Consider the following 22,558-nt stretch of genomic DNA (forward strand, 5'->3'; position numbering starts at 1 on the left):
CGCATCAGAAGCGCCAGATCACGTCGATAAACGCGCGGTGCATGTACGAGTCAACGCCTTTGCCATACGCATCGCCTGGCTTGAACACACCGCCACGCAAACGCACGAGGGCCGAAGGCTCATCGATCGACTGACTGAGGGAGGCCGGCAGCAGGCCTTGCTTGAAGTACTTGGTGACGACTACGTCCATTTCCTGGCCGAGGTCCTTGCTACCGTCTTCCAGCGGCAGAGAGGTGCTGGAAAGAATCGCTCCGGTGCCGTCGTCGGTATTGTTCTCGACGGCGTTGATGCCGTTGCTGCCGACCGGCTTGTTACCGTCGACACGCCAGAATTTGTGGTAGATCACGCTGGCGTCGTATTCGTCGTTGAGCATCCACGAACCGAACAACGTAGCGGTCTGCATGTTTTGCATTTCGCCACGGAAGGCTTCGCCGAAACGGTGAACCCGCGAACGCGTACCGGTGTAGTTCGAACGGTTGCTTTCCAGGCCGTTCTGTTCGTAATCGGCGCTGGCGCGGGCATACGCTGCACCGACTTGCCATTGCGGATCGAGGCGCAGACGCACGCCCAGGTCAGTGGCCCAGCCATCAACGTTGCCGCTGGTTTTGGCTTGTGCCGGCGCGGTGCCGTCGGCGTTCAGCGGGTTCACCTCGTCGCGGTCGCCACTCATGCCGGTGACGCTGCCCCAGTAATTGACGGTGTTGGTGTTGCGCCAGTTGTAGGCATCGCTGTCGGCGGTCAGGCCGATCCAGCTGATATCGCCGTTCTGTTTCTTGTCCAGAGAATCGGCAGGAACACCCGGCTGCGCGTAGTCGAGTTTGCCGTCATCGTGGGTGTGATGACCGCGAATACCCACCCAGTTGCCCGGCGTCCACTGATACGCCGCATCGGCGTAGGCGTGCAGGCGATCCTTGTCTTTCGGCGCCAGCTCGGTGAGGTCGGTGCGGTATTCGCTGAAGCGTTCGGCCACACCGGCGTTGGCGCGCAACAGGGTGGTGTCGAAGGTCCAGTTCAGGGCTTCGATGTTGGTGTCGCGCCATTGGCCGTCGTCGTTGCGCAGGCGCTGGCGACCGAGCTTGAGGATCTCGCCGGGGTACGGCGTCAGGCCGCTGTAGCCGACCCAGAACTCGCGCATCGCCAGGTAGTTTTTCTTGCTCTTGCGATCACCGTTGTCGGTGGCCTGGGTGCCGTCGCTGTCGGACTGCTGCAGGGTGTCGGTCTCGATGATGTCGGTGGACGTCACGGCCTGACCCATGGCGTAGCCGCTCCACGCGCCGCTCTCGCCATAGATCCATGGACGCAGGTCGAGGCCGACGCCGTTGACGTCGCCGCCGCTTGCGGTACCCAGGTCGGTGTCGTCTTCGGACTGGGCAGTGATTTTCACGTCAAGGCCGTAGTTCTGGTTTTCGGTCAGGGCCGCCAGGGTCGGGCACGACCACAAGAGGGCGAATGAGAGGCCGATACCGGCCTTCACGAATGGATTCAACTTCATAGGGATTCCTCGCCGTCTTCTTCTTGCAGGGCATGCAGTTCCAGCGTGTTCTGGCTCAAGGCACCACGAACGTCCTGTTCTTGTTTCAACAGGCGTTTGGCCTCGGCGAGCTGGGCAGGCGGCAGTTGGGCTTCGAGTGTTTGCGCAAGCTCGGTGGCTTGCGGGGTGTTCTGCGCCTTGGCCAATTGGCTGAAGACGTAAGCGTTAAGCGGGTCGGGCCTGGTGCCCTTGCCTTGGGAAAACAGTTGGGCAATGGCGAAGTCGGCGCTGTTCTGGCCGTTGCGCGCAGCCTTGAGCAGGTGGTCCAGCGCTTTCTGCGAATAGACCTGGCCCAGGTAACCGCGACGGTAGATCTGGCCGAGGTAGTAATCGGCGGCCACTTCTCGGTCGACGGCTTTCTTGAAATGTTCTTCAGCGGCCTTCGCGTCGGCGGGCACCATTTTGCCTTCGTAGTAGAGCTTGCCGAGCAACAGTTCGGCACGTGGCTGGTCGGCGGCGCGGCCGTTGTCCAGGTACTTCATCATCGTGTCGACGTCACCCAGTTCGGGGAAGTCGTAGAGCAATTGTGCGAGGCTGACCCAGGAAGCGGGGTAGCCCGGAGCGATGCCTTCGAGCAGCGACTGAGCGGTTTTCTCGTCGGTCTTGCCCAGGCTCGCATCACCCAACACGCGAGCCACACTGTCCACGCGTTGAGCGGTGACGGTGCCGCGAGCATGAGCGGCTTGCATCTGCTTGATCAGTTCGGCCTGTTGCTCAGGCTTGGCCTGTTTCTGGTAGACCGTGGCCAGTTCGACGTAGCAGATGTCGGTGGTGTTCAACGCGGCTTTGCAGATGGTTTCCACTTCGTCCAGGTGCTGGTCGTAAGTGCCCTGGGTGCGATAGAGCAGCACTTGGGCCAGACCCGCTTCCGGTTTGCCCTCGGCGCGCCATTGGCTGATCTGCTGCTGGGCGTTGACGTTCGGGAAGCTATGCGGATATTGCAGGTACAGCATCGCCAACGGGATCAGGGTGTTGCCTTCGCCAGCGGCCGAGGCTTTTTTCAACAGGCCTTCGGCTTCGTGCTGTTCGGCTTCGGTGGAACCCGGTTTGGCCACCAACAGGCGACCCAGGCGAGCCTGGGCTCGCGGCGAGACGCTGGCCGCGGCGCGATAAGTCGCCTCGGCCTGTTTGATCTGCGCCGGGTCACGGCTATCGACCTGGATATCGGCCAAGCCAACCTGTGCTTCGCTGTAGCCCAGGTCTGCCAGTTGCTGGTAATTCTGCGCCGCCAGCGCGGTGTCGCCGCGCTTGAGGGCTTCGTTGGCCAGACGTTGGTCGGGCAGGCCGGCGCAACCGCTGAGGCTGACTGCCAAAGCCAGTGCGCAGAACGCATAACCAGTGTGGGAGCGAGCTTGCTCGCGATGCAGGCTGCTCGGTGCATCAGACAGACCGCGCCGATCCCATCGCGAGCAAGCTCGCTCCCACAGGGTATGCGGTGTGCTGAGGATATTTGGAGTCGTCACGGGCATGTCCTCTGTTAAAGACCGGAAGCCATGGCTTTGTCGATCAGCCAGTTCAGGTTCGGACCACGGGTGGCGTTGACTTCAACCGGGCGACCGGCGAACTTGCTGTCGAGTGGCTCGTCAGGCTGGATCAGTACGCGGATGTCGGAGGAGAGGTCGGCGCTTTTCAGGCTGGTGCTGCTGACGATCTTGCCGCTGCGGGTTTTGTCTTCGCCGGCGATCTGGAAGCTGACTGCGCTGCCTGGCAGCACATCACCGAACTGGCGATAGGTGAAACGTGCTTCAACGTTGGCTTCGCTGTTGCGCGGCACCAGTTGGAAGATCACGTCGCCCTTGCTGGCGTACTGACCGTTGGCGACCAGTTGCTGGGCCACGGTGCAATCGCACGGCGAGGTCAGGGTGCCGGTCATTTGCTTGCCGAACAGCTCTTCAACCTTGGCCGGTTGCAGTTGGTTGTCGTCAAGATGGCCCTTGAGCACATCGAGCATGCTGGTGCTGAACGTTGCGAGCGGGGCGCCTTTGGCGGCGACGCCGTCGGCCTTGATCAGGCTCTGCACGGTGCCGTCGCGCGGCATGGTGATGTTCATGCCTGCCACGCTGACCAGGCCCGCCTGGGCGTGGCTGACGAAGTACATGCCGTACACCGACTTGAAGATGAAACCGAACGCCGCCAGGCCGACGAGGAAAATCGCGAAGCTGAACGTCACGGCACGCAGACGACCGAACGCGGTCATGCCGTGGCCGCCGTCCTTCATCTTGCGCGCCTTGGTGAAGTTGTCGCGCTGCAGGGTGGCCAGCACTTCACCCATGCTGACGATGTCGCCGGCCAGGTGTGAGGTGATCAGGTGACGCAGGGTCGAAATATCCTGGGGTTCCAGGTTCTGGAACTGGCAACCGATGCGGCCGGTCTGGCGGTCGATGGAGCGGATCAGCAATTCCACGTCCATGGCCAGGCCGAGGTTATCGATGACGAATTGCAGGCGAGCCTTGTACACGTCGCCGACTTTCAGCGGCAGCTGACCGGCGTTGAAGGCCAGGCCGCCAGCGGAGAGGTCGATCACTCGAGCTTCCATCGGGGTCCGGTCGGGACCGAAGAAACGCAGCTTGGCCGGGATTTTCACTCGGGCGTGTTGGCGCTGGGCTTCTGACTCATGCACTACGTTGGCGTTGACGGCGGTATTCATAGGGGCAATTTCCTGGTTAATTCAATAAGGGGGCGGTCAGACCATCATCAGCAGCACGGCAACAAAAATGCTGCCGGCGGAGAAGGTCATGGTCCGAGACGACCAGGTGTTGAACCAACGTTGAAAGCTGGCGAGATCACGGGTCAGGGAAGTGGGCTGGCGAGTCCATGACTGTTGGTCGAGGCGGAAGAACACGTAGATCTTCACCAGCGCGCCAACGATCTGGTTGTAATAGAGAATTGCCGGGTAGGCCGGGCCGATCCGGTGACCGGACAACGACAGCAGCACGGTCAGGATCAGGCGGGTAATGCCGATCCACAGCAGGTACACCAGGATGAACGCGGTGCCGTACTTGAAGCTGGCGATCAGCGCGACCGTCAAGCCCAGCAACGAGGTCCACATCGACACGCGCTGATCGAACAGCACCACCGAGGTGAACAGGCCGAGGCGTTTAACCCCCAGGCCCAGGGCGCGGGCGTTCTGGCGCAGATTGTTGCCGTACCAGCGGAACATCAGTTTGCGGCTGGCCTTGATGAAGCTTTTTTCCGGCGGGTGTTCCACGGTGTGGATCGCGGCATCCGGCACGTAGAACGTGTCGTAGCCCAAGCGCATCAGGCTGAACCAGCTCGACTTGTCGTCACCGGTCAGGAACTTGAAGCGGCCCAGGCGCCAGTGTTGCAGCGAGTCGCTTTCCACGTCGGCGATGAAGTCCGGGTTGGTGACCACGGTGGCGCGAAACACCGACATCCGGCCGGTCATGGTCAGTACGCGCTTGGACAAGGCCATCGAGCACATGTTGATGTGGCGCTGGGCGAATCGCAGTTTGTGCCATTCGCTCATGATGTAGCCGCCGCGCACTTCGCAGAACTCGTTGGTGGTCAGGCCGCCGACATTGCCGAACAGCTGGAACCACGGCACGGTCTTGAGCACGGTGCCCTCGGCGAGCACGGTGTCGCCATCGATCACTGCAACCACTGCGCGGTCGTCCGGCAGGTGGCGGGAGATGGCGCGGAAACCGTAGGCCAGGCCATCACGCTTGCCGGTGCCGGGAATGCGCACGAAGTCGAGCTTGACCCGATCCGGCGGATTCATCTTCGTCCAAAGGCTTTTAACCAGCTTCTCATCGGACATTTCGACGATGGAGCACACCATGGTGGTCGGCAGGCCACAGTCGATCGCTTCACGAATGACGGAGGCGTAGACCTGTGCGGTGGTCAGCGCATCGATACGGAAACTGGTGACCATCAGAAACACATGGGACGGGTTTGCCGCGTCACCCAGCTTGCGCACTTTGCGCCGCAGGTGCGGGTAGACCACGTACAGAAACAGCATCCCGCGCACAAAGTGCGTGGCGCCCATCGAGTAGCGCCAGATGCCGATGAAACCGATGAGGAAGATAAAGTCCTTCGAATCGGAATCGAATGTGGACGCAGGCAACGCCATGGCGATGCCCATCAATAAACTTAGGTAAAACAGCCAACCGGCGGCCTGAAGTAGGCCGTGCTTTAGCCTGTGCATAATCTGCATCCGTCTCTATCTCGGGCGAGCCTGTAGGGTGGCCCGATGGGGTTAAGGCAGGCGAAAAGGCCGAAGGTTGTGGCGTCCCGGGGGACGCTATCGCCAGCAAGCCGGCTCCTACAGGTGTGCGTTGAATGTGTAGGAGCCGGCTTGCTGGCGATCAGCGCGAAGCGCTTACAACCCGCCGGTTACCAGCAGATGCCTTCGGTACGACCGCTGACGCTGGTGGCTTTGGACATGAAGCCAACCAGGTCGACGACTTGCTTGCCGTGTGGAGCGTTCTGCGCCAGGGCGCGGAATTTCTCGTCACGGTTGCCGAGGATGATCACGTCGGAGTTGGCGATCACGTCGTCAAAGTCGGCGTTGAGCAAGGACGAGACGTGAGGGATCTTCGACTCGATGTAATCCTTGTTCGCGCCGTGGACACGGGCGTATTCGACGTTGCTGTCGTAGATGCTCAGGTCGTAACCCTTGCCGATCAGCATTTCCGCCAGATCCACCAGCGGGCTTTCGCGCAGGTCATCGGTGCCGGCCTTGAAGCTCAGGCCCAGCAGGGCGACTTTGCGTTTGTCGTGGCTGGAAACGATGTCGAAGGCGTTCTGCACCTGGGACTCGTTACTGCGCATCAGCGAGTTCAGCAAAGGCGATTCCACGTCCAGGGCACCGGCGCGGTAGGTCAGGGCACGCACGTCTTTGGGCAGGCAAGAGCCGCCGAACGCGAAGCCAGGGCGCATGTAGTACTGGGACAGGTTCAGTGTCTTGTCCTGGCAGACCACTTCCATCACTTCGCGACCGTCGACGCCGCACGCCTTGGCAATGTTGCCGATCTCGTTGGCGAAGGTCACTTTGGTGGCGTGCCACACGTTGCAGGTGTACTTGATCATCTCGGCGACAGCGATGTCCTTGCGGATGATCGGTGCGTCGAGCTCTTCGTACAGCGATTGCAGAACGTCACCCGAGGCCTTGTCGAACTCGCCGATGACGGTCATTGGCGGCAGGTCGTAGTCGGCGATCGCGGTGCTTTCACGCAGGAACTCAGGGTTCACCGCAACGCCGAAATCAACACCGGCTTTTTTGCCGGAGCAGTCTTCGAGGATCGGGATGACAACGTTTGCGACGGTGCCCGGCAAAACGGTGCTGCGAACCACGATGGTGTGGCGGGTGGTCTTGTCACGCAGGACAAAACCGATCTCGCGGCACACGGCTTCGATGTAGTTCAGTTCCAGGTCGCCGTTCTTCTTGCTCGGCGTACCGACGCAGATCATCGACAGGTCGGTGTCGCGAATCGCTTCGGCGAAGTTGGTCGTGCCGCGCAATTTGCCCGTCTCGATACCCTTCTTCAGAAGTTCGCCCAGACCCGGTTCAACGATCGGCGAACGGCCGGCGTTGATCATATCGATTTTGTCTTTGGCAACATCGACGCCAACGACGTCATGGCCCCGTGCAGACAGGCAACCGGCACATACTGCGCCGACGTAACCCAAACCAAATATGCTGATGCGCATCGCAATTACCTCTGTGTTTTATCAAGCCATTACATGGCCGGAGTTAATGGTGTTCAGCGGTATAGTGCACTCGCAAGTGCGGCCTTACAGGCGCCGCAGTGCCGCGTGCAGGCATACAAAGTTCCGAGTGTCTAAATAAGTGCACTCAAGATGTGCGCAACTAGGCCTTATTATTCTGATGTGCCCTGTTATGCAGCCGATCTTCTGATCAGAAGACATTCGTGCAATGGTCTTGCGCGCTCAATGTCAGGCATAAGCCCGTAAATCAAGCGGTTGGGTGCTCAGATGAGCACGTTTATAGGGGCGCAGCCTTGGCCTTGAAGGGGATATTGATGAGCGTATCTCCTGTCCTTAATGTGTTGCCCAAATTAGAGGCCCAGTCTGCAGAAGTTAATGTGACAACTTCGATACGTGACGCTCTTCTCTGCGTAAGTTATCTCGTACATGCATTGAGAAAATCGTTACCGGTGGTATGAGCTACGCATTTGGACATAGTTCCTGTCCGCCCATCGCGAATTCTGAAATTTCTTGAAATATTGAGAAAGATGGCACTGCTCTCATATTGATAGCACTTGCCGTTTGGCCCTTTATATATAGGCCGAATATCGGGTTGGATAGTTTTGTGCCACTACCGATAAAAATTTTCAGTGCCACTACTGAAAAAAATCATCAAAGTCGAGTGAAACAATAGTTAGAAAATTGAGCGGTGGATTTTTGGCGCCAATAAGTCGGCGAATAAGGCGGGGAATTGTTGGACGATCAGACGGCGGCGCACGACCAATTTTTGCTGTCGTGCACCGAACGGGTGCTTACTCTGGCGCGTGATCGCGCAGGAACACCAAATGGTCCGGTTTAGACTGCTCGACGCTGTAGCGATAGCCTTGAACGTCAAATTTTTTGAGCTCTGCCGGGTCGTTGACGCGCTCTTCAATGACAAAACGACTCATCATTCCGCGCGCTTTTTTCGCGTAGAAGCTGATGATCTTGTATTGGCCGTTCTTCAGGTCCTTGAAGTCGGTATTAATGATGCGCGCGTTCAGGGCATTGCGTTTGACCGCCGAGAAGTACTCGTTGGAGGCCAGGTTCAGCAACACGTCGTCGCCCTGGTCGGCCAGGGCTTCGTTCAGCCATTCGCTGATCCGGGTGCCCCAGAACGCATACAGATCCTTGCCACGGGCATTCGCCAGTTTGGTGCCCATCTCCAGACGATACGGTTGCATCAGGTCCAGAGGGCGCAGCAGTCCGTACAGGCCTGAGAGCATGCGCAAGTGCAGTTGCGCGTAATCGAAATCGGCTTCGCTGAAGGTTTGTGCGTTGAGGCCGGTGTACACGTCACCCTTGAAGGCGAGCAACGCCTGCTTGGCGTTTTCCGGTGTGAACGCCGGCGTCCAGCTGCCGAAACGCGCGGCGTTGAGGCCGCCGATCTTGTCGGAGACGTGCATCAACTCACTGATCTGCGCGGGCGTCAGGTCGCGCAGCTGCATGATCAGCTCTTGGGAATGGTCGAGGTATTGCGGCTGGGTGAAGCGCTGGGTCGCCGGCGGTGTTTCGTAGTCGAGGGTCTTGGCGGGGGAAATCACCATCAGCATGAAGTCGTCTCCTTTAATCGTGGGGGCGATTCTAGGGGGTTGGGCCGGTTGACTCCAGCTATGGGTGTCATAGGTGATCGGTGGTGCTGCGCAAAAACCTGTGGGAGCGAGCTTGCTCGCGATGACGGCCGCTCATCCAGCATCAATGTCATCTGATTTACCGCTATCGCGAGCAAGCTCGCTCCCACAGGGGGTCGGTGCTGCTGCGGGAATGTGGGCCGGATCAGCTATAGTGCCGCGCGGGTTTTGTTATGGAGACATCCCATTGCGTATCGTTTTTCTATTATCGGCCTGGCTGTTGAGCTTCGGTGCCATGGCGGCGCCGGGCGATGTGGCGACGCTTGATCGCAGCACCTGGCCGGAACAGCTCAGCAGCCCAACGCTGTTCGACGTCGCATCACGCGCTGAAATCCTCATGTTCGCGCGGGTGCTGCTCGCCAGCGAATCGCTGGATGAGGCGAGCCTGGCCCAGCGTCTGGGCCTGCGCAAGATTAATCTGGAGGCGGTCAACAACCTGCGCCAGCGCTTGTGGCAGCGCCTGCTCACCAACTACAACTTCGCCCAGCAGAGCTGTGATCAGGATGCCTCCTTTTGTTTCCTCGTCGAGGACATGGACACCCTGCGCCAGCAAGCGGCCAAGTTTCAGGTCAGCGATGACAGCTATTACACCAAGTGGTCGGAGCCGAGCCGGTTGTTCCACGCCCAGTATCTGGACGAGCAACTGCGCAAGGCGGCACTGTCTCCACAGAGCAGCAGCGAAGTCGATCGTTTTGGCGACTATGAGCGCAACGGCGACGAGATGCATGACCGGTTGTTTTTGCTGACGTTCGACAGCGCCGCCAATGTCACGCCGGACAACACCGGCTGGGTCGCGGAGTACCTGCGCAAATCGAACATGAGCGGCACTTTCTTCGTGCTGGGCAAAGACATTCAGGCGCGTCTGGCCGAGCGCTCGGTGTCCAGTCTGCAAGCGACGTATTCAACGCAGTGCATCGGCGTGCAAGGCTGGGAGTTTCGCTCCCACAGCCACTGGCAGGACTGGCAGGATTCGGTGCGCCGTAGCGTCGACCTGGTCAAGAGCAAACTGCCGGAGAATTACGTGCCGCTGTTCCGCCCACCGGATGGTCAGCGTCGTTCGGATGCCGAAGGCTTCTTCAAGGCTCAGGGTTTGCAAGTCGCCTTGTGGGACATCGATGCCCAGGATGGCGCCGGCAAGCTCAAGGGCAACCCGAGCGCCCAGCGCGTGTTGACGTTGATGCTGCTGTGGCGACACGGGGTGATCAACTTCAATGTGAAGCAGGATGCAGTCAAAACGGCGATGCCCTGGCTCATTTCGCAAACGGCGCAAAGCGGGATCGGTTGGGAGGACTGTCAGGACGCATTTCGCTGAAACCGTGAAAAGCCCGGAATCATTGGGGAGGAGGGTACGTCGGGGTGATTTTCGAGCAGATTTCGATGCAGGCGGACTTCCGACTTTAACGGGGTGATGGCCATCCGCCTAGTGCTATTGGTCACTCTGAAAAATAAACTTCAAAAAAACGTCAAAGTACTTTTTTCTGTCATGGGTTTTGGAGTATTACGAAGACAGACCGCCGAAACCTGCAACACAGGTGGCGTCTCCCAAGACCCCGCTATGGATGCAGTTCACTTGAGTCCCCGCAGGTGAATTCGGTAGTCACTTCGAGGCGCAGCACCGCCAAGGTATTGCGTCGAATGGCTCCCACAAAGGTGACCGAGTATGGATGATCACGGACGTAGTTCTTCCTCCAACCAGCCAATCCTTTATGTACTCGATACCAACGTATTGATTCACGATCCAAACGCCCTGCTTAACTTCGAAGAACACCACGTTGCCATTCCGATGACCGTGCTTGAGGAGCTGGACAAGCTCAAGAGCGGGCATCACAGCGTGGCTGCGGAATGCCGTCAGGCGATTCGCCTGATCGACAAGACGTTGGGCGACGCCAGCCCAGAAGACGTCGAGCTAGGTGTGCCGATCCAGCGCGGCAAGAGCGGGCCCAAGGGTTTGCTGTCAATTCTGATGAGCAAGCGTGCCGAACCGAACATCATTCTTCCCGAACACCTGAACGACAACATCATCATCAACCAGTTGATTGACCTGCACGCGCGCGAGCCGAAACTGCCCGTGGTGCTGGTCACCAAAGACATCAACATGCGCCTCAAGGCCCGGGCGTGCGGGATCGCGGCCGAGGACTACAGCACCGACCAACTGGTCGATGACGTTTCGTTGCTGCCCAACGGTTACCACAACATGACCGGCTCCTTCTGGGACCGGGTGAGGAATGTCGAAACCCGTCAGGACCACGGTCGCACCTGGCATCAGGTGCAATTGATCGACAACCTGCCGGCCGTGCACATCAACGAGTTCATCATCGACGAACAGGGCTTTGTCGGCTGGATCAAGGAGATCGAGGAAGACCGGCTGCTGATCCTTGACCTGCACCAGGAACCGCTGCTCCACCAGGAAGCCTGGGGCCTGAAACCGCGTGACATCTATCAGAGCCTGGCGCTGTACGCCTTGCTTGACCCGGACATCCACCTGGTCAACCTGACCGGTGCTGCCGGTTCCGGTAAAACCATCCTGGCCTTGGCCGCAGCGATTGAGCAGACCATGGTCAGCAAGCGCTACCGGCGGATCATTGCGACGCGCAGCGTGCAGGGGCTGGACCAGGAAATCGGTTTCCTGCCCGGCACAGAAGCGGAGAAAATGGAGCCTTGGCTGGGCGCCATCACCGACAACCTCGAAGCCTTGCACATGGATGACGAAAACACCCATGGCAGCGTTGATTACATCCTCAGCAAGGTGCCGTTGCAGTTCAAATCCCTCAACTATATTCGAGGCCGCAGCTTCCAGCAGAGTCTGATCCTGATCGATGAATGCCAGAACCTGACACCGCACCAGATGAAAACCATCATCACCCGTGCCGGCGCCGGTTCCAAAGTGGTGTGCTTGGGCAACCTGGCGCAGATCGATACCCCTTACCTGTCCGCGACCAGCTCCGGATTGACGTACCTGACCGAGCGCTTCAAGGATTTCCCCAACGGTGTGCACATCACCCTGCAAGGGGTGCCTCGTTCGATTCTGGCTGAATACGCCGAAACGCATTTGTAATCCCATCACCAGAACCGGGCGGCCCAAAACCGCCCGGTTTTTTTATGCCCAACACAAATCCCCTTGCAGGAGCGAGGCTTGCCCGCGAAGACGGCGGCACATTCAACACCAATCTGTCTGACACGCCGCCTTCGCGGGCAAGCCTCGCTCCTACAAGGGCTATCCATCAAATAATCAAACGTGCGGAAAATTGACCCGCAGGTTTACAATCGACGCTCCTGATCAGGAGTAATTCTGTGCTGACTCATCTCGATTCCCAAGGTCGCGCCAACATGGTCGACGTCACCGAAAAAGCCGTGACGTTCCGTGAAGCGACCGCTCAAGCGCTGGTGCGCATGCTCCCCGAAACCCTGCAGATGATCGTCAGTGGCGGTCACCCCAAGGGGGATGTGTTCGCCGTGGCGCGTATCGCCGGCATTCAGGCAGCGAAGAAAACCAGCGACCTGATTCCCCTGTGCCATCCGCTGATGCTCACCGGCGTCAAGGTCGAGCTGAGTGCCGAAGGCGATGACACCGTGCGCATTGTCGCGCGCTGCAAGTTGTCCGGGCAGACTGGCGTCGAGATGGAGGCGCTGACCGCTGCCAGTGTCGCCGCGCTGACGATCTACGACATGTGCAAGGCCGTGGACCGTGGCATGACCATCGAAAACGTGCGGCTGCTGGAAAAACTCGGCGGCAAGAGCGGCCATTTCCAGGCAGATCAACCATGAACGTCACCGTGAAGTTTTTTGCCCGCTACCGCGAAGCGCTCGGCGTGGACTCGATCAAGATTGAAGGCGATTTCGCCACGGTCGACGATGTGCGTGCGTTGCTGGCTCAGCGTGACGGTGCCGAGGTGTTGAGCGAGCAGAACCTGATGTGCGCCCGCAACGAGGACCTCTGCCAGCTCGACGAACCGGTGACTGACGGTGACGAAGTGGCGTTCTTTCCGACCGTGACCGGGGGCTGACATGGCGATTCGCGTGCAGTCCACGGCGTTCGATCCGGGGGCGGAAGTCAATGCCATGCACGCCGCCAATGTCGGCGTTGGGGCGGTGGTGAGTTTTGTCGGCTACGTGCGCGACTTCAATGACGGGCTCGATGTGGCCGGGATGTTTCTCGAGCACTATCCGGGCATGACCGAAAAAGCCCTCGGCAAAATTGCCCTGGAGGCTGAACAGCGCTGGCCGCTGCTCAAGCTTGAAGTGCTGCACCGGATCGGCGCCCTGGAACCGGGTGAACCGATCGTCTTCGTCGGCGCCGCCAGCGCCCACCGCCAGGCGGCGTTCGACGCCTGCGCCTTTGTCATGGACTACCTGAAAACCCGTGCGCCGTTCTGGAAGAAGGAAAACACCAGCGACGGGCCGCGCTGGGTGGAAGGGCGTGACAGCGATCATGCGGCGGCGGATCGCTGGAAACAGTGATTCCTGCGGCGTCTGCCAGTACGCCTTCGCGGGCAAGCCCGCTCCCACAGGTTTTGTGTAGTACACAGATTATGTGAACAACGTAAAACCTGTGGGAGCGAGGCTTGCCCGCGAAGGGGCCATCCGCAACACCGAAAATCCCAATGACCACCGCCCGACCACCGGCCCGCACATCCTCCATCGCCCCGATTGACGATTTATACATAAAAGTCCAGTATGGAATTATAAGTACAAAAAAGGCGTTTCCCCCGTTACAGCTCTTTCTTCTGTCTTGCCAAACCAACAACAACCCGCGAGAGAACGAACATGAAGAAATTCCCCCTCATCACCGGTCTGGCGCTGAGCCTGTTGGCGTGCAGCACGCTATTCGCCGCCGACAAAACCCTGCGCATCGGCATCGAAGCCGCTTATCCACCCTTCGCGTCGAAAACCGACAAGGGCGAGATTGTTGGTTTCGACTACGACATCGGCAATGCCCTGTGCGCGCAGATGAAGGTCAAGTGCGTGTGGGTCGAAGGCGAATTCGACGGTCTGATTCCTTCCCTGAAAGTGAAGAAAATCGACATGGCGCTGTCGTCCATGACCATCAACGAAGACCGCAAGAAATCAGTGGATTTCTCCCACAAGTACTACTTCACTTCATCGCGTCTGGTGATGAAGGAAGGCGCGGCCGTGGATGACCAGTACGCCAGCCTCAAGGGCAAGACGGTCGGAGTGCAGCGCGCCACCACCACCGACCGTTACGCCACCGAGGTGTTTGAACCGAAGGGCATCAACGTCAAGCGATACGGCAACAACGAAGAAATCTACATGGACCTGGCAGCCGGTCGCCTCGACGCCATTTTTGCCGACACCATCCCACTGAGTGACTTCCTGGCGATGCCGCGTGGCAAGGGCTATGCCTTTGTCGGGCCGGAGTTGAAGGATCCGAAGTACGTGGGCGAGGGCGCCGGGATTGCAGTGCGCAAGGGTAATAGCGAGTTGGTTGCCGAGTTGAACACGGCCATTGATGGGATTCGCGCGAGTGGCGAGTACCAGAAGATTTCCGAGAAGTACTTCAAGGCTGACATCTACGGCGATTGATCTAACGCCTTCGCGAGCAAGCCCGCTCCCACATTAGTCCTGCGAACACAGGGCAAAATGTGGGAGCGGGCTTGCTCGCGAAGAGGCCGGATCAACCAATACACATCGTTGGGCTCAGCCCTTCAATTCCTTCAAATGCTTGTAAACAGTCGCCCGCCCCATGTTCAGCACATTGGCCACATAGTTCGAAGCGCTTTTACCCTTGAAGGCCCCTTCGGCGTGCAACGCCAACACCAGTTCGCGTTTGTGGTCGCGCGTCAGCAGGTTCAGGCTCAGCTGACGTTCGCGCAGCCAGGCGTGCAGGAAGGTATTGATGCGCTCCTGCCAGTCATCGCGAAACAGTGAGTCCGGCTGCGGAATCAACTTGCTTGGCGACAGGAACAGGTCCAGCGCGGCCTTGGCATTTTCGAACAGCGAGATGTTCAGGTTGATGCACAGCACCGCCAGTGGGTGGCCGTCGTTGTCGCGCAAGACACTGCTCAGGCTGCGAATCTTCTGGCCATCCCAATTGAGCTTTTCGTATGGCCCGATGTTCCGTTCGCTGACATCGTCGCTGAGCATGTCCTCCAGTGCCGCGTCATCGCCCACTTCCCGTTTGGACAGATTGTTGGCGATGTAATCGATTTTTTGCGTGCGCAGATCGTGCAGCACCACCTCGGCATGAGGGAAGAACAACGTAGCGATCGCATCGGCGATTGCCCGATAGTTGTCCAGGGCCGGGTCTTTTTCAGGTGCGTTCATACAGTGGAGCTCCAGGCAGCTTAGCGCCCTGCAAAAAGGGCGCTGGAAGTGTGCCGCAATCGTGTCGACACGTCACCTGAGGAGGAAAATCAGCCCAGGCGGGCAGGGGAAAGCATCTCGGCGTCCAGGCCGAAACGGCTGAGTTGTTCGGGCAAGGCTTCACCGCGTACCAGCGCTGCGCTGGCCTGGCCCATGGCGGGTGACGTCTGGATGCCATAGCCGCCTTGCGCCGCGACCCAGAACAGCCCTGGCACGTGCTGGTCGAAGCCGCAGATCAGATCTCCGTCCGTTACAAAGCTGCGCAGACCGGCCCAGGTGCGGGTCGGACGGCGGATGGTCAGGGTGGTGGCTTCTTCGATCTGGTAGATGCCCATCGCGATGTCCAGCTCTTCGGGCTGCACGTCGTGCGGCTCCACCGGGTCGGCGTTAGCGGGCGAGCCGAGGAACATTCCGGCGTCGGGTTTCATGTAGAACGATTCGTCGAGGCTGACCAGCATCGGCCAATGGTGGATGTCCACGCCCTCGGGGCCGGCGAAAATGAACGCCGCGCGCCGTTTCGGCTGCAGTCCCAACGACTTGGCGCCGGCCAGCTCGCCGATCTTGTCGGCCCACGCGCCTGCCGCGTTGATGATGACCGGTGCGCTGAAAGTCTGGCTATTGGTTTGAACCTGCCACAGGCCTTCGGCATTGCGGTTCAGGCTCAGCACTTCGCTGTCGGTGTGGACTTCGCCTTTGTTGCGGCGGATACCGCGCAGGTAACCCTGATGCAGGGCATCGGTGTCGATGTCGCTGGCGCTGGGGTCGTAGATCGCGCCATGGACTTTTTCACGGCGCAGGATCGGCAGGCGCGCGCAGGCTTCGTCGGCGCTGAGCAGTTGCATTTCCGCCACCGTGGCCTTGGCGCTCAGGTATTGATTGTTCAGCTCGGCGGGGTCACCAGTGAAATCCACGGTCATCTCGCCACGCGGGGTCAGCAACGGGTGTTCGCAGAAACCGGCTGGCGGTGCGTCGAAGAAGTCGCGGCTGGCCTGGGTCAGCGCCCGAACCTGTGGTGTGCCATACGCCGCGGTGTAGAGCGCAGCCGAGCGTCCGGTGGAGTGATAGGCCGGATGGGATTCGCGTTCAAGCACAATCACCCGGGCGTGCTGCGACAGCCAGAAACCGGTGGAAGCGCCGGCAATCCCGCCGCCGATGATGATGAAATCTGCCTGGCTCATGAACGTCTCCTGTCGAGCGCAAATAAAGATCTCCTGTAGGAGCCGGCTTGCTGGCGATAGCGTCGCCGCGGTTTTTTTCTGACGGACCGCGGCGTCTGCATCGCCAGCAAGCCGGCTCCTACAGGATGGGTGTGGTGTCAGGGTTGTAGGCGGTAGATGGCATTAGCCAGTGCGATGTCTTCCAGGCCCAGGCCGATCGAACGGAAGAACACATGACGGTCGTAGTCGGGACGCGGGACTTTTGCGCTGAGCAAATCGGGCAGGTCACCGACAATCGCGCGCTTGTCCCAGCCATGTTGTTCCCCTGCAATCAGCATTTCTCCCGCCGAACCCGGGGTGGTCAGACGATAGTCGCAGAACACCTGCATGTCATTGAGGCTCTGCGGCGGGACTTCATGGGCGCGCGGGGCGTTGGTGCTGATGGAGGTGATCAGCGCCGGTTTACCCAAGTTGGATGGATCGATCACCGGGCTGGCGGACGAGGTGCAGAGCATGATCACGTCGGCGTCCTGAATCGCCGCTTCGCGACTGTCGGCGATGGTCAGGCGTGGATCGAGGCGTTTGAGCTGTGCCAGTGTTTCAGGATTTTTATCGCTCAGGCTCGGGGAATAGAGGCTGATGCTTTGCCAGTCACGCAGATCCTTAACGTAATGCAGATGTGCCTGAGCCACCTTGCCGCTACCGATAATCGCCAGGCGCTGCGCCTTCAACGGGGCGAGGGCATCGACGGCGACGGCGGTGGTCGCGGCCGTGCGTGCGGTGGTCAATTCGCCGGCATCGCACAGCAGCAACGGTTGGCCGGTCTGCATCGACATCAACAACGTCCAGGCAGTCACCAACGGACCTTGCTCGCGCACGATGTACGGCGACGTCTTGACCCCGTACACGCCGTCTTCAGCCAGCACACCCAGGTAGTTGATGAAGTCGCCGGCGCCCTGAGGGAATTCCACCAGTTGCTGCGCCGGTTGCACCGCTTGCCCGGCCGCCAGATCGCGGAACAACTTGCGCAGGATCTGCGGCACGTCGATCTGTGCCAGCAACTCGCGGGCCTGGGGTTGGGTGATCACGTAAGGCGTACTGGACATGGTCGGCTCCGAGCGCTGTAAATAAACTAATTTGTCCATTATGGACTTTTAGTTGTATTGGGCAATATCGGGGCGAAAAAAAAGCGCAGTCCGTTTCCGGCTGCGCCTTTTTCAGCAAGGGCCCGAGTTACGGACGCTTGCGCTCAACTGCCCGCAGTAGATGCGTCGGCGGCGTTTCACAGCTGATTTTCCGACCCAGCAACGCCTCGATGGACGGTAGCTGGTAGGAGTCATCTTCACCGGCAAAACTGATGGACACGCCATCAGCGCCTGCGCGACCGGTACGACCGATACGGTGCACGTAATCGTCCGGAACTTCCGGGAGAGTGAAGTTGATCACGTGGCTGATGCCGTCGATGTGGATACCACGACCGGCCACGTCGGTGGCGACCAACACGCGGATCTTGCCTTCGCGGAAACCTTCCAGGGTCTTGATGCGCTTGTGCTGCGGCACGTCGCCGGACAGTTGCGCGGCGTTCACTCCGTCACGCACCAGGCGCTCTTCGATGCGCCGCACTTCATCCTTGCGGTTGGCAAACACCATCACCCGCTCCCAACCGTTGTCGTTGACCAGGTTGTAGAGCAGTTTGTATTTGTCGGCACCGGCAACGGCGTAGATGTGTTGCTCGACGTTTTCGCTGGCCACGTTCTGCGATTCGATCTCGACGATCGACGGGTCGGTGGTCCATTGCTTGGCGAGGTTCATCACGTCTTCGGTGAAGGTCGCTGAGAACAGCAGCGTCTGACGTTCGTTCTTCGGCGGCGTCTGGCGAATGATCTGGCGCACTTGCGGGATGAAACCCATGTCGAGCATGCGGTCGGCTTCGTCCAGCACCATGACTTCGACCATGTCCAGATGCACGTCGCCGCGCTGGTTGAAGTCGAGCAGGCGGCCCGGGGTGGCCACGAGGATGTCGCAATGACGGGCTTCGAGGTGCTTGAGCTGCTTGTCGAAGTCCATGCCGCCGACAAACGTCATGACGTTGAGGCCGGTGTACTTGGTCAGGTCGGCGGCGTCCTTGGCGATCTGCACCACCAGTTCGCGGGTAGGCGCGATGATCAGCGCCCGCGGTTCACCCATGTAGCGTTCCTTGGGTGGCGGGGTTTCCAGCAGTTGCGTGATGATCGAAATCAGGAAGGCAGCGGTTTTGCCGGTGCCGGTCTGGGCGCGGCCGATGGCGTCTTTGCCCGCGAGGGTGAAGCCCAGCACTTGCGCCTGGATTGGCGTGCAATACGGGAAGCCCAGGTCCTGGATGGCGTGCATCAGTTCCGGGGCGAGTTTGAAGTCGTGGAAACGGGTTTTGCCTTCCTGGGGTTCAACGGCGAAGTCTTCGAGTTTCCAGGGAATGACTGGCGCTTTCGGTTTCGGTTCGCGACGCGGCTTTGCCGGTTTCGGCGTTTCGCTGCGCGGTGGCTCGGCGGCGACAATCTCGACAGGTGGGGCGGCCGGTGTGGTCACAGGCTCGTGTTTCGGTGCCGCTACGGTTGCGGTCCGGCCAGGCTGATCACCGTCGGTGCGGTGGCTGGGGATATGAGACGGAGCGCTGGGAACTGGCGCGAGCTGCTCAGTCTCGCTTTTACCGAACATTTTTTTGAGTGCTTTGAGCACGGTCATCTCATCAATTGGTTAAGGAATATACGCCGGCCAGTGTAATGCAAGAATCGGGCGCGGCGTAGTGGGATGGATCAATGGGTAGCTTTTAGCGTAAACGCTCGGCCAGCCACACGCCGATGTCGCGAATTTCTTCGGGTAACACTTCGTGCCCCATTGGGTATTCCTGCCATGTCACGGTGACACCACGCTGCTTTAAATACTCGTGAGCGGTGCGGCCCATGGCGTTTTGAACGACGTCATCGTACTGGCCATGCAAAGACAGTACGGGAATGCGTTGCTGGCTGGCCGAAAGCTCCATTTGATCGCTGAAGGTCGGTGCGTACGTCGAGAGGGCAAGTACGCCACCCAGCGGCCCCTGCCACTTCAGGAAAGCGGTGTGTAACACCACGGCGCCGCCCTGGGAAAAACCTGCCAGAAAGATGCGCGAGGCGTCTATTCCGATAGCTCGCTGCACTTCGATCAAATTAACCACTCGCTGCGCCGACTCTTCCAGCTGCTCACGGTTGATCGCGCGCGCCGGGCTCATGGCCAATATGTCGTACCAGCTAGGCATCTCGTAGCCACCATTGATGGTCACGGCGCAGGTCGGTGCCTGGGGGAGAACGAAGCGCGTAGTCAGCAGGGTTTCCTGCAACGCCTCGGCCACCGGCAGGAAGTCGTAGCGGTCGGCGCCCAGGCCGTGCAGCCATATAACGCAGGCGTCTGCGGGCTTTACGGGTTGAAGAATCAGGGGCTCGGTCATGGCTGCTCCAATTTTGTGCGTGCGCTCTCATTAAGTGCGTGACTAGAGTGCGCGTCAGGTTGATCCGTTAAGAAGATGTCGCAAGGCTACAAGTTTTGCTATTGACCTGTCCCTTAACCGCATCGGCAAGCGGTCTGGTACGGGCTTTGCTATGTGAAAGCGGTGCAACCCATCTCGCGCCTTGCGGTAACACTATCAGTGTACTGCTGGCAGCGGGATAGCAAAGAATCCGGTGATGGATGTTCGCCAGTGGCCGCTACGGGCTTCGCGAACGTGAAAGGGCTACAGCCCGTTCGGCCGATTGGTGAGAAGTGAGTTGTCCATGATGTGGATTTTCTCTTACTAGACTCATAGCTAAGGTCTTTACGTCGGTTGACCCCAAAAAAAGCCAACACGGGTCGACTACGCCTCATAAGGGTGCGACTGGACTCACGCTCCGACACAACAAGAGCAAAACTGGAGGTTTGAATGAAGATGTTGAAATCCACCCTGGCCATCGTGACTGCAGCTGCAGTGCTCGGTGTCAGCGGGTTCGCTCAGGCGGGTGCAACCCTGGATGCAGTGCAGAAGAAAGGTTTCGTACAGTGCGGCGTCAGCGACGGTCTGCCGGGCTTCTCGGTTCCGGATTCCACCGGCAAGATCGTGGGTATCGATGCTGATTACTGCCGCGCTGTGGCGGCTGCCGTATTCGGCGACGCGACCAAAGTCAAATTCAGCCAGCTGAACGCCAAAGAGCGCTTCACCGCGCTGCAGTCGGGCGAAATTGACATTCTGTCGCGCAACACCACCATGACCAGCTCCCGTGACGCGGGCATGGGCCTGAAGTTTCCAGGCTTCATCACCTACTACGACGGTATTGGCTTCCTGGTAAACAACAAGCTGGGCGTCAAGAGTGCCAAAGAGCTCGACGGTGCGACCATCTGCATCCAGGCCGGTACCACCACCGAGCTGAACGTTTCCGACTACTTCCGCGGCAACGGTCTGAAATACACCCCAATCACCTTCGACACCTCCGATGAAAGCGCCAAGTCGCTGGAATCCGGTCGTTGCGACGTGCTGACCTCCGACAAGTCCCAACTGTTCGCTCAGCGCAGCAAGCTGGCTTCGCCAAAAGACTACGTGGTTCTGCCGGAAACCATTTCCAAAGAACCACTGGGCCCGGTCGTGCGTAACGGCGACGACGAGTGGCTGGCCATTGTTCGTTGGGTAGGCTACGCCATGCTCAACGCTGAAGAGGCAGGCGTCTCGTCGAAGAACGTCGAAGCCGAAGCCAAGTCCACCAAGAACCCGGACGTCGCACGTCTGCTGGGTACTGACGGTGAATACGGCAAAGACCTGAAAGTGAAGAAGGACTGGGTCGTCCAGATCGTCAAGCAGGTTGGTAACTATGGCGAAGTGTTCGAGAAAAACCTCGGCAAAGGCACTCCGCTGGAAATCGACCGCGGGCTGAACGCCTTGTGGAACGCTGGCGGCATTCAATACGCACCACCAGTGCGCTGATGGTTCAATCACCCGGTGGGCCAACCACCGGGTGATGTTCTGTTCCATTACATCCGGGGCACTTCATGCAAAATTCAATCGGCGCACCAAAGCAGAGGCTCAGCCTCAGCGATCCTAAAGTGCGTGCGTGGCTATTTCAGATCATCACCATTGTGGCGGTGGTCTCCATGGGCTGGTATCTGTTCGATAACACCCAGACCAACTTGCAACACCGGGGCATTACCTCCGGCTTCAGCTTTCTGGAGCGCAGTGCCGGTTTCGGCATCGCTCAAACTCTGATCGACTACACCGAATCGGACAGCTATGCCCGGGTGTTTGTCATTGGCCTGCTCAACACGCTGCTGGTGACCGTTATCGGTGTCATCCTGGCGACCCTCCTTGGTTTCATCGTCGGCGTTTCACGGCTGTCGAAGAACTGGATCATTGCCAAGCTGGCGACTGTTTATGTGGAAGTCTTCCGCAACATTCCGCCGCTGCTGCAAATCCTGTTCTGGTACTTCGCGGTGTTCCTGACCATGCCGGGGCCACGCAACAGTCATAACTTCGGTGACACCTTCTTCGTCAGCAGCCGCGGCCTGAACATGCCGGCCGCGTTGGTGGCGGACGGTTTCTGGCCGTTCGTGGCGAGCGTCGTCGTGGCCATTGTCGCCATCGTGATGATGTGCCGCTGGGCCAATAAGCGTTTCGAAGCCACTGGCGTACCGTTCCATAAATTCTGGGTCGGCCTGGCGCTGTTCCTGGTGATCCCGGCGCTGTGTGCACTGATCTTCGGCGCGCCGGTGCACTGGGAAATGCCCAAGTTGCAAGGCTTCAACTTCGTCGGTGGCTGGGTGCTGATCCCGGAACTGCTGGCGCTGACCCTGGCCCTGACCGTGTACACCGCGGCGTTTATCGCCGAGATCGTGCGTTCGGGTATCAAGTCGGTCAGCCATGGCCAGACCGAAGCGGCGCACTCGTTGGGCCTGCGCAACGGTCCGACCCTGCGCAAGGTGATCATCCCGCAAGCCCTGCGCGTGATCATTCCACCGCTGACCAGCCAATACCTGAACCTGGCGAAGAACTCCTCGCTGGCGGCCGGTATCGGTTATCCGGAAATGGTGTCGTTGTTTGCCGGTACGGTGCTGAACCAGACCGGGCAGGCGATCGAGGTGATTGCCATCACCATGAGCGTGTACCTGGCGATCAGTATCAGCATCTCCCTGCTGATGAACTGGTACAACAAGCGCATTGCGCTGATCGAGCGGTAAGG

At 59.4% G+C, this 22,558-nt stretch carries 19 protein-coding genes; 8 read left to right on the forward strand and 11 right to left on the reverse strand.

Translation table 11 applies throughout. The features are described from left to right. Positions 1 to 4: 4 nt before the first annotated feature. From K0F88_RS16935 to yaaA, 6 genes are all read right to left on the reverse strand, one after another. The gene (locus tag K0F88_RS16935) at positions 5 to 1,492 is read right to left on the reverse strand and encodes an alginate export family protein (RefSeq protein WP_219095788.1); all 1,488 of its coding nucleotides are present in this window, start codon (positions 1,490 to 1,492) and stop codon (positions 5 to 7) included. Next, positions 1,489 to 2,994, reverse strand: coding sequence for an alginate biosynthesis TPR repeat lipoprotein AlgK (gene algK, locus K0F88_RS16940; protein ID WP_219095789.1), 1,506 nt, complete (start codon positions 2,992 to 2,994; stop codon positions 1,489 to 1,491). The genes K0F88_RS16935 and algK overlap by 4 nt, the downstream gene beginning before the upstream one ends. Positions 2,995 to 3,008: 14 nt before the next feature. Then, positions 3,009 to 4,178, reverse strand: a complete 1,170-nt coding sequence (locus tag K0F88_RS16945; RefSeq protein ID WP_219095790.1) for an alginate biosynthesis protein Alg44 — start codon at positions 4,176 to 4,178, stop codon at positions 3,009 to 3,011. A 36-nt stretch (positions 4,179 to 4,214) separates the two neighbouring features. Then, positions 4,215 to 5,696, reverse strand: a complete 1,482-nt coding sequence (gene alg8 / locus K0F88_RS16950; protein WP_370654476.1) for a mannuronan synthase — start codon at positions 5,694 to 5,696, stop codon at positions 4,215 to 4,217. Between the two features lie 188 nt (positions 5,697 to 5,884). Beyond that, a complete protein-coding gene (locus K0F88_RS16955; protein WP_219095791.1) occupies positions 5,885 to 7,201 on the reverse strand; it encodes a nucleotide sugar dehydrogenase in 1,317 nt (438 codons plus the stop codon). Positions 7,202 to 8,010: 809 nt separating this feature from the next. Then, complete coding sequence (gene yaaA / locus K0F88_RS16960) at positions 8,011 to 8,790, reverse strand: peroxide stress protein YaaA (RefSeq protein ID WP_219095792.1); 780 nt, start codon at positions 8,788 to 8,790, stop codon at positions 8,011 to 8,013. A gap of 265 nt (positions 8,791 to 9,055) precedes the next feature. Here yaaA and K0F88_RS16965 point away from each other — a divergent pair, with 265 nt between their 5' ends. The 6 genes from K0F88_RS16965 (at position 9,056) to K0F88_RS16990 (ending at position 14,409) form a co-directional block, all read left to right on the forward strand. Further along, positions 9,056 to 10,180, forward strand: a complete 1,125-nt coding sequence (locus K0F88_RS16965; RefSeq protein WP_094469004.1) for a polysaccharide deacetylase family protein — start codon at positions 9,056 to 9,058, stop codon at positions 10,178 to 10,180. A gap of 348 nt (positions 10,181 to 10,528) precedes the next feature. Beyond that, a complete protein-coding gene (locus K0F88_RS16970) occupies positions 10,529 to 11,923 on the forward strand; it encodes a PhoH family protein (protein ID WP_219095793.1) in 1,395 nt (464 codons plus the stop codon). A gap of 236 nt (positions 11,924 to 12,159) precedes the next feature. After that, the gene (moaC, locus tag K0F88_RS16975) at positions 12,160 to 12,633 is read left to right on the forward strand and encodes a cyclic pyranopterin monophosphate synthase MoaC (protein WP_219095794.1); all 474 of its coding nucleotides are present in this window, start codon (positions 12,160 to 12,162) and stop codon (positions 12,631 to 12,633) included. Further along, a complete protein-coding gene (gene moaD / locus K0F88_RS16980; RefSeq protein ID WP_094469001.1) occupies positions 12,630 to 12,872 on the forward strand; it encodes a molybdopterin converting factor subunit 1 in 243 nt (80 codons plus the stop codon). The genes moaC and moaD overlap by 4 nt, the downstream gene beginning before the upstream one ends. Before the next feature lies 1 nt (position 12,873). Continuing rightward, positions 12,874 to 13,326 (forward strand): molybdopterin synthase catalytic subunit MoaE, encoded by a 453-nt coding sequence (moaE, locus tag K0F88_RS16985; protein WP_219095795.1) that lies wholly within the window; start codon positions 12,874 to 12,876, stop codon positions 13,324 to 13,326. Positions 13,327 to 13,632: 306 nt separating this feature from the next. Beyond that, positions 13,633 to 14,409, forward strand: a complete 777-nt coding sequence (locus tag K0F88_RS16990) for an ABC transporter substrate-binding protein (RefSeq protein ID WP_219095796.1) — start codon at positions 13,633 to 13,635, stop codon at positions 14,407 to 14,409. 114 nt (positions 14,410 to 14,523) lie between these two features. Here the strand turns inward: K0F88_RS16990 and K0F88_RS16995 are convergent, their stop codons facing one another. The 5 genes from K0F88_RS16995 to K0F88_RS17015 all read right to left on the reverse strand — a co-directional run bounded on the left by K0F88_RS16995 (position 14,524) and on the right by K0F88_RS17015 (position 19,809). Then, on the reverse strand, positions 14,524 to 15,150 hold the full coding sequence (locus tag K0F88_RS16995) for a transcriptional regulator (RefSeq protein WP_219095797.1): 627 nt from the start codon (positions 15,148 to 15,150) through the stop codon (positions 14,524 to 14,526). An 89-nt stretch (positions 15,151 to 15,239) separates the two neighbouring features. After that, the gene (locus K0F88_RS17000; protein ID WP_219095798.1) at positions 15,240 to 16,367 is read right to left on the reverse strand and encodes an FAD-binding oxidoreductase; all 1,128 of its coding nucleotides are present in this window, start codon (positions 16,365 to 16,367) and stop codon (positions 15,240 to 15,242) included. Between the two features lie 137 nt (positions 16,368 to 16,504). Continuing rightward, positions 16,505 to 17,452, reverse strand: a complete 948-nt coding sequence (locus K0F88_RS17005) for an ornithine cyclodeaminase family protein (protein ID WP_219095799.1) — start codon at positions 17,450 to 17,452, stop codon at positions 16,505 to 16,507. A 127-nt stretch (positions 17,453 to 17,579) separates the two neighbouring features. Further along, the gene (gene rhlB / locus K0F88_RS17010; protein WP_219095800.1) at positions 17,580 to 19,067 is read right to left on the reverse strand and encodes an ATP-dependent RNA helicase RhlB; all 1,488 of its coding nucleotides are present in this window, start codon (positions 19,065 to 19,067) and stop codon (positions 17,580 to 17,582) included. A gap of 85 nt (positions 19,068 to 19,152) precedes the next feature. Then, on the reverse strand, positions 19,153 to 19,809 hold the full coding sequence (locus K0F88_RS17015) for an alpha/beta hydrolase (RefSeq protein WP_219095801.1): 657 nt from the start codon (positions 19,807 to 19,809) through the stop codon (positions 19,153 to 19,155). 468 nt (positions 19,810 to 20,277) lie between these two features. Here K0F88_RS17015 and K0F88_RS17020 point away from each other — a divergent pair, with 468 nt between their 5' ends. Together K0F88_RS17020 and K0F88_RS17025 are read left to right on the forward strand one after the other, a co-directional pair. Continuing rightward, positions 20,278 to 21,309, forward strand: a complete 1,032-nt coding sequence (locus K0F88_RS17020; RefSeq protein WP_219095802.1) for an amino acid ABC transporter substrate-binding protein — start codon at positions 20,278 to 20,280, stop codon at positions 21,307 to 21,309. 65 nt (positions 21,310 to 21,374) lie between these two features. After that, entirely contained in the window at positions 21,375 to 22,556 is a 1,182-nt protein-coding gene (locus K0F88_RS17025; protein WP_219095803.1) for an amino acid ABC transporter permease, read from the forward strand. Positions 22,557 to 22,558 lie beyond the last annotated feature (2 nt).

Source organism: Pseudomonas sp. UMAB-40 (assembly GCF_900095275.1).
In the GTDB taxonomy this organism is placed as follows: domain Bacteria; phylum Pseudomonadota; class Gammaproteobacteria; order Pseudomonadales; family Pseudomonadaceae; genus Aquipseudomonas; species Aquipseudomonas mandelii_B.

Bases quoted from the DNA above. Each gene is read 5' to 3' on its own strand.
- K0F88_RS17025 (WP_219095803.1), top strand. From the start codon at position 21,375: ATGCAAAATTCAATCGGCGCACCAAAGCAGAGGCTCAGCCTCAGCGAT.
- K0F88_RS17015 (WP_219095801.1), bottom strand. From the start codon at position 19,809: ATGACCGAGCCCCTGATTCTTCAACCCGTAAAGCCCGCAGACGCCTGC.
- alg8 (WP_370654476.1), bottom strand. From the start codon at position 5,696: ATGCACAGGCTAAAGCACGGCCTACTTCAGGCCGCCGGTTGGCTGTTT.
- K0F88_RS16955 (WP_219095791.1), bottom strand. From the start codon at position 7,201: ATGCGCATCAGCATATTTGGTTTGGGTTACGTCGGCGCAGTATGTGCC.
- yaaA (WP_219095792.1), bottom strand. From the start codon at position 8,790: ATGCTGATGGTGATTTCCCCCGCCAAGACCCTCGACTACGAAACACCG.
- K0F88_RS17020 (WP_219095802.1), top strand. From the start codon at position 20,278: ATGAAGATGTTGAAATCCACCCTGGCCATCGTGACTGCAGCTGCAGTG.
- K0F88_RS17005 (WP_219095799.1), bottom strand. From the start codon at position 17,452: ATGTCCAGTACGCCTTACGTGATCACCCAACCCCAGGCCCGCGAGTTG.
- K0F88_RS16970 (WP_219095793.1), top strand. From the start codon at position 10,529: ATGGATGATCACGGACGTAGTTCTTCCTCCAACCAGCCAATCCTTTAT.
- K0F88_RS16945 (WP_219095790.1), bottom strand. From the start codon at position 4,178: ATGAATACCGCCGTCAACGCCAACGTAGTGCATGAGTCAGAAGCCCAG.
- rhlB (WP_219095800.1), bottom strand. From the start codon at position 19,067: ATGACCGTGCTCAAAGCACTCAAAAAAATGTTCGGTAAAAGCGAGACT.
- moaD (WP_094469001.1), top strand. From the start codon at position 12,630: ATGAACGTCACCGTGAAGTTTTTTGCCCGCTACCGCGAAGCGCTCGGC.
- K0F88_RS16995 (WP_219095797.1), bottom strand. From the start codon at position 15,150: ATGAACGCACCTGAAAAAGACCCGGCCCTGGACAACTATCGGGCAATC.
- K0F88_RS16935 (WP_219095788.1), bottom strand. From the start codon at position 1,492: ATGAAGTTGAATCCATTCGTGAAGGCCGGTATCGGCCTCTCATTCGCC.
- K0F88_RS16990 (WP_219095796.1), top strand. From the start codon at position 13,633: ATGAAGAAATTCCCCCTCATCACCGGTCTGGCGCTGAGCCTGTTGGCG.
- moaE (WP_219095795.1), top strand. From the start codon at position 12,874: ATGGCGATTCGCGTGCAGTCCACGGCGTTCGATCCGGGGGCGGAAGTC.
- K0F88_RS17000 (WP_219095798.1), bottom strand. From the start codon at position 16,367: ATGAGCCAGGCAGATTTCATCATCATCGGCGGCGGGATTGCCGGCGCT.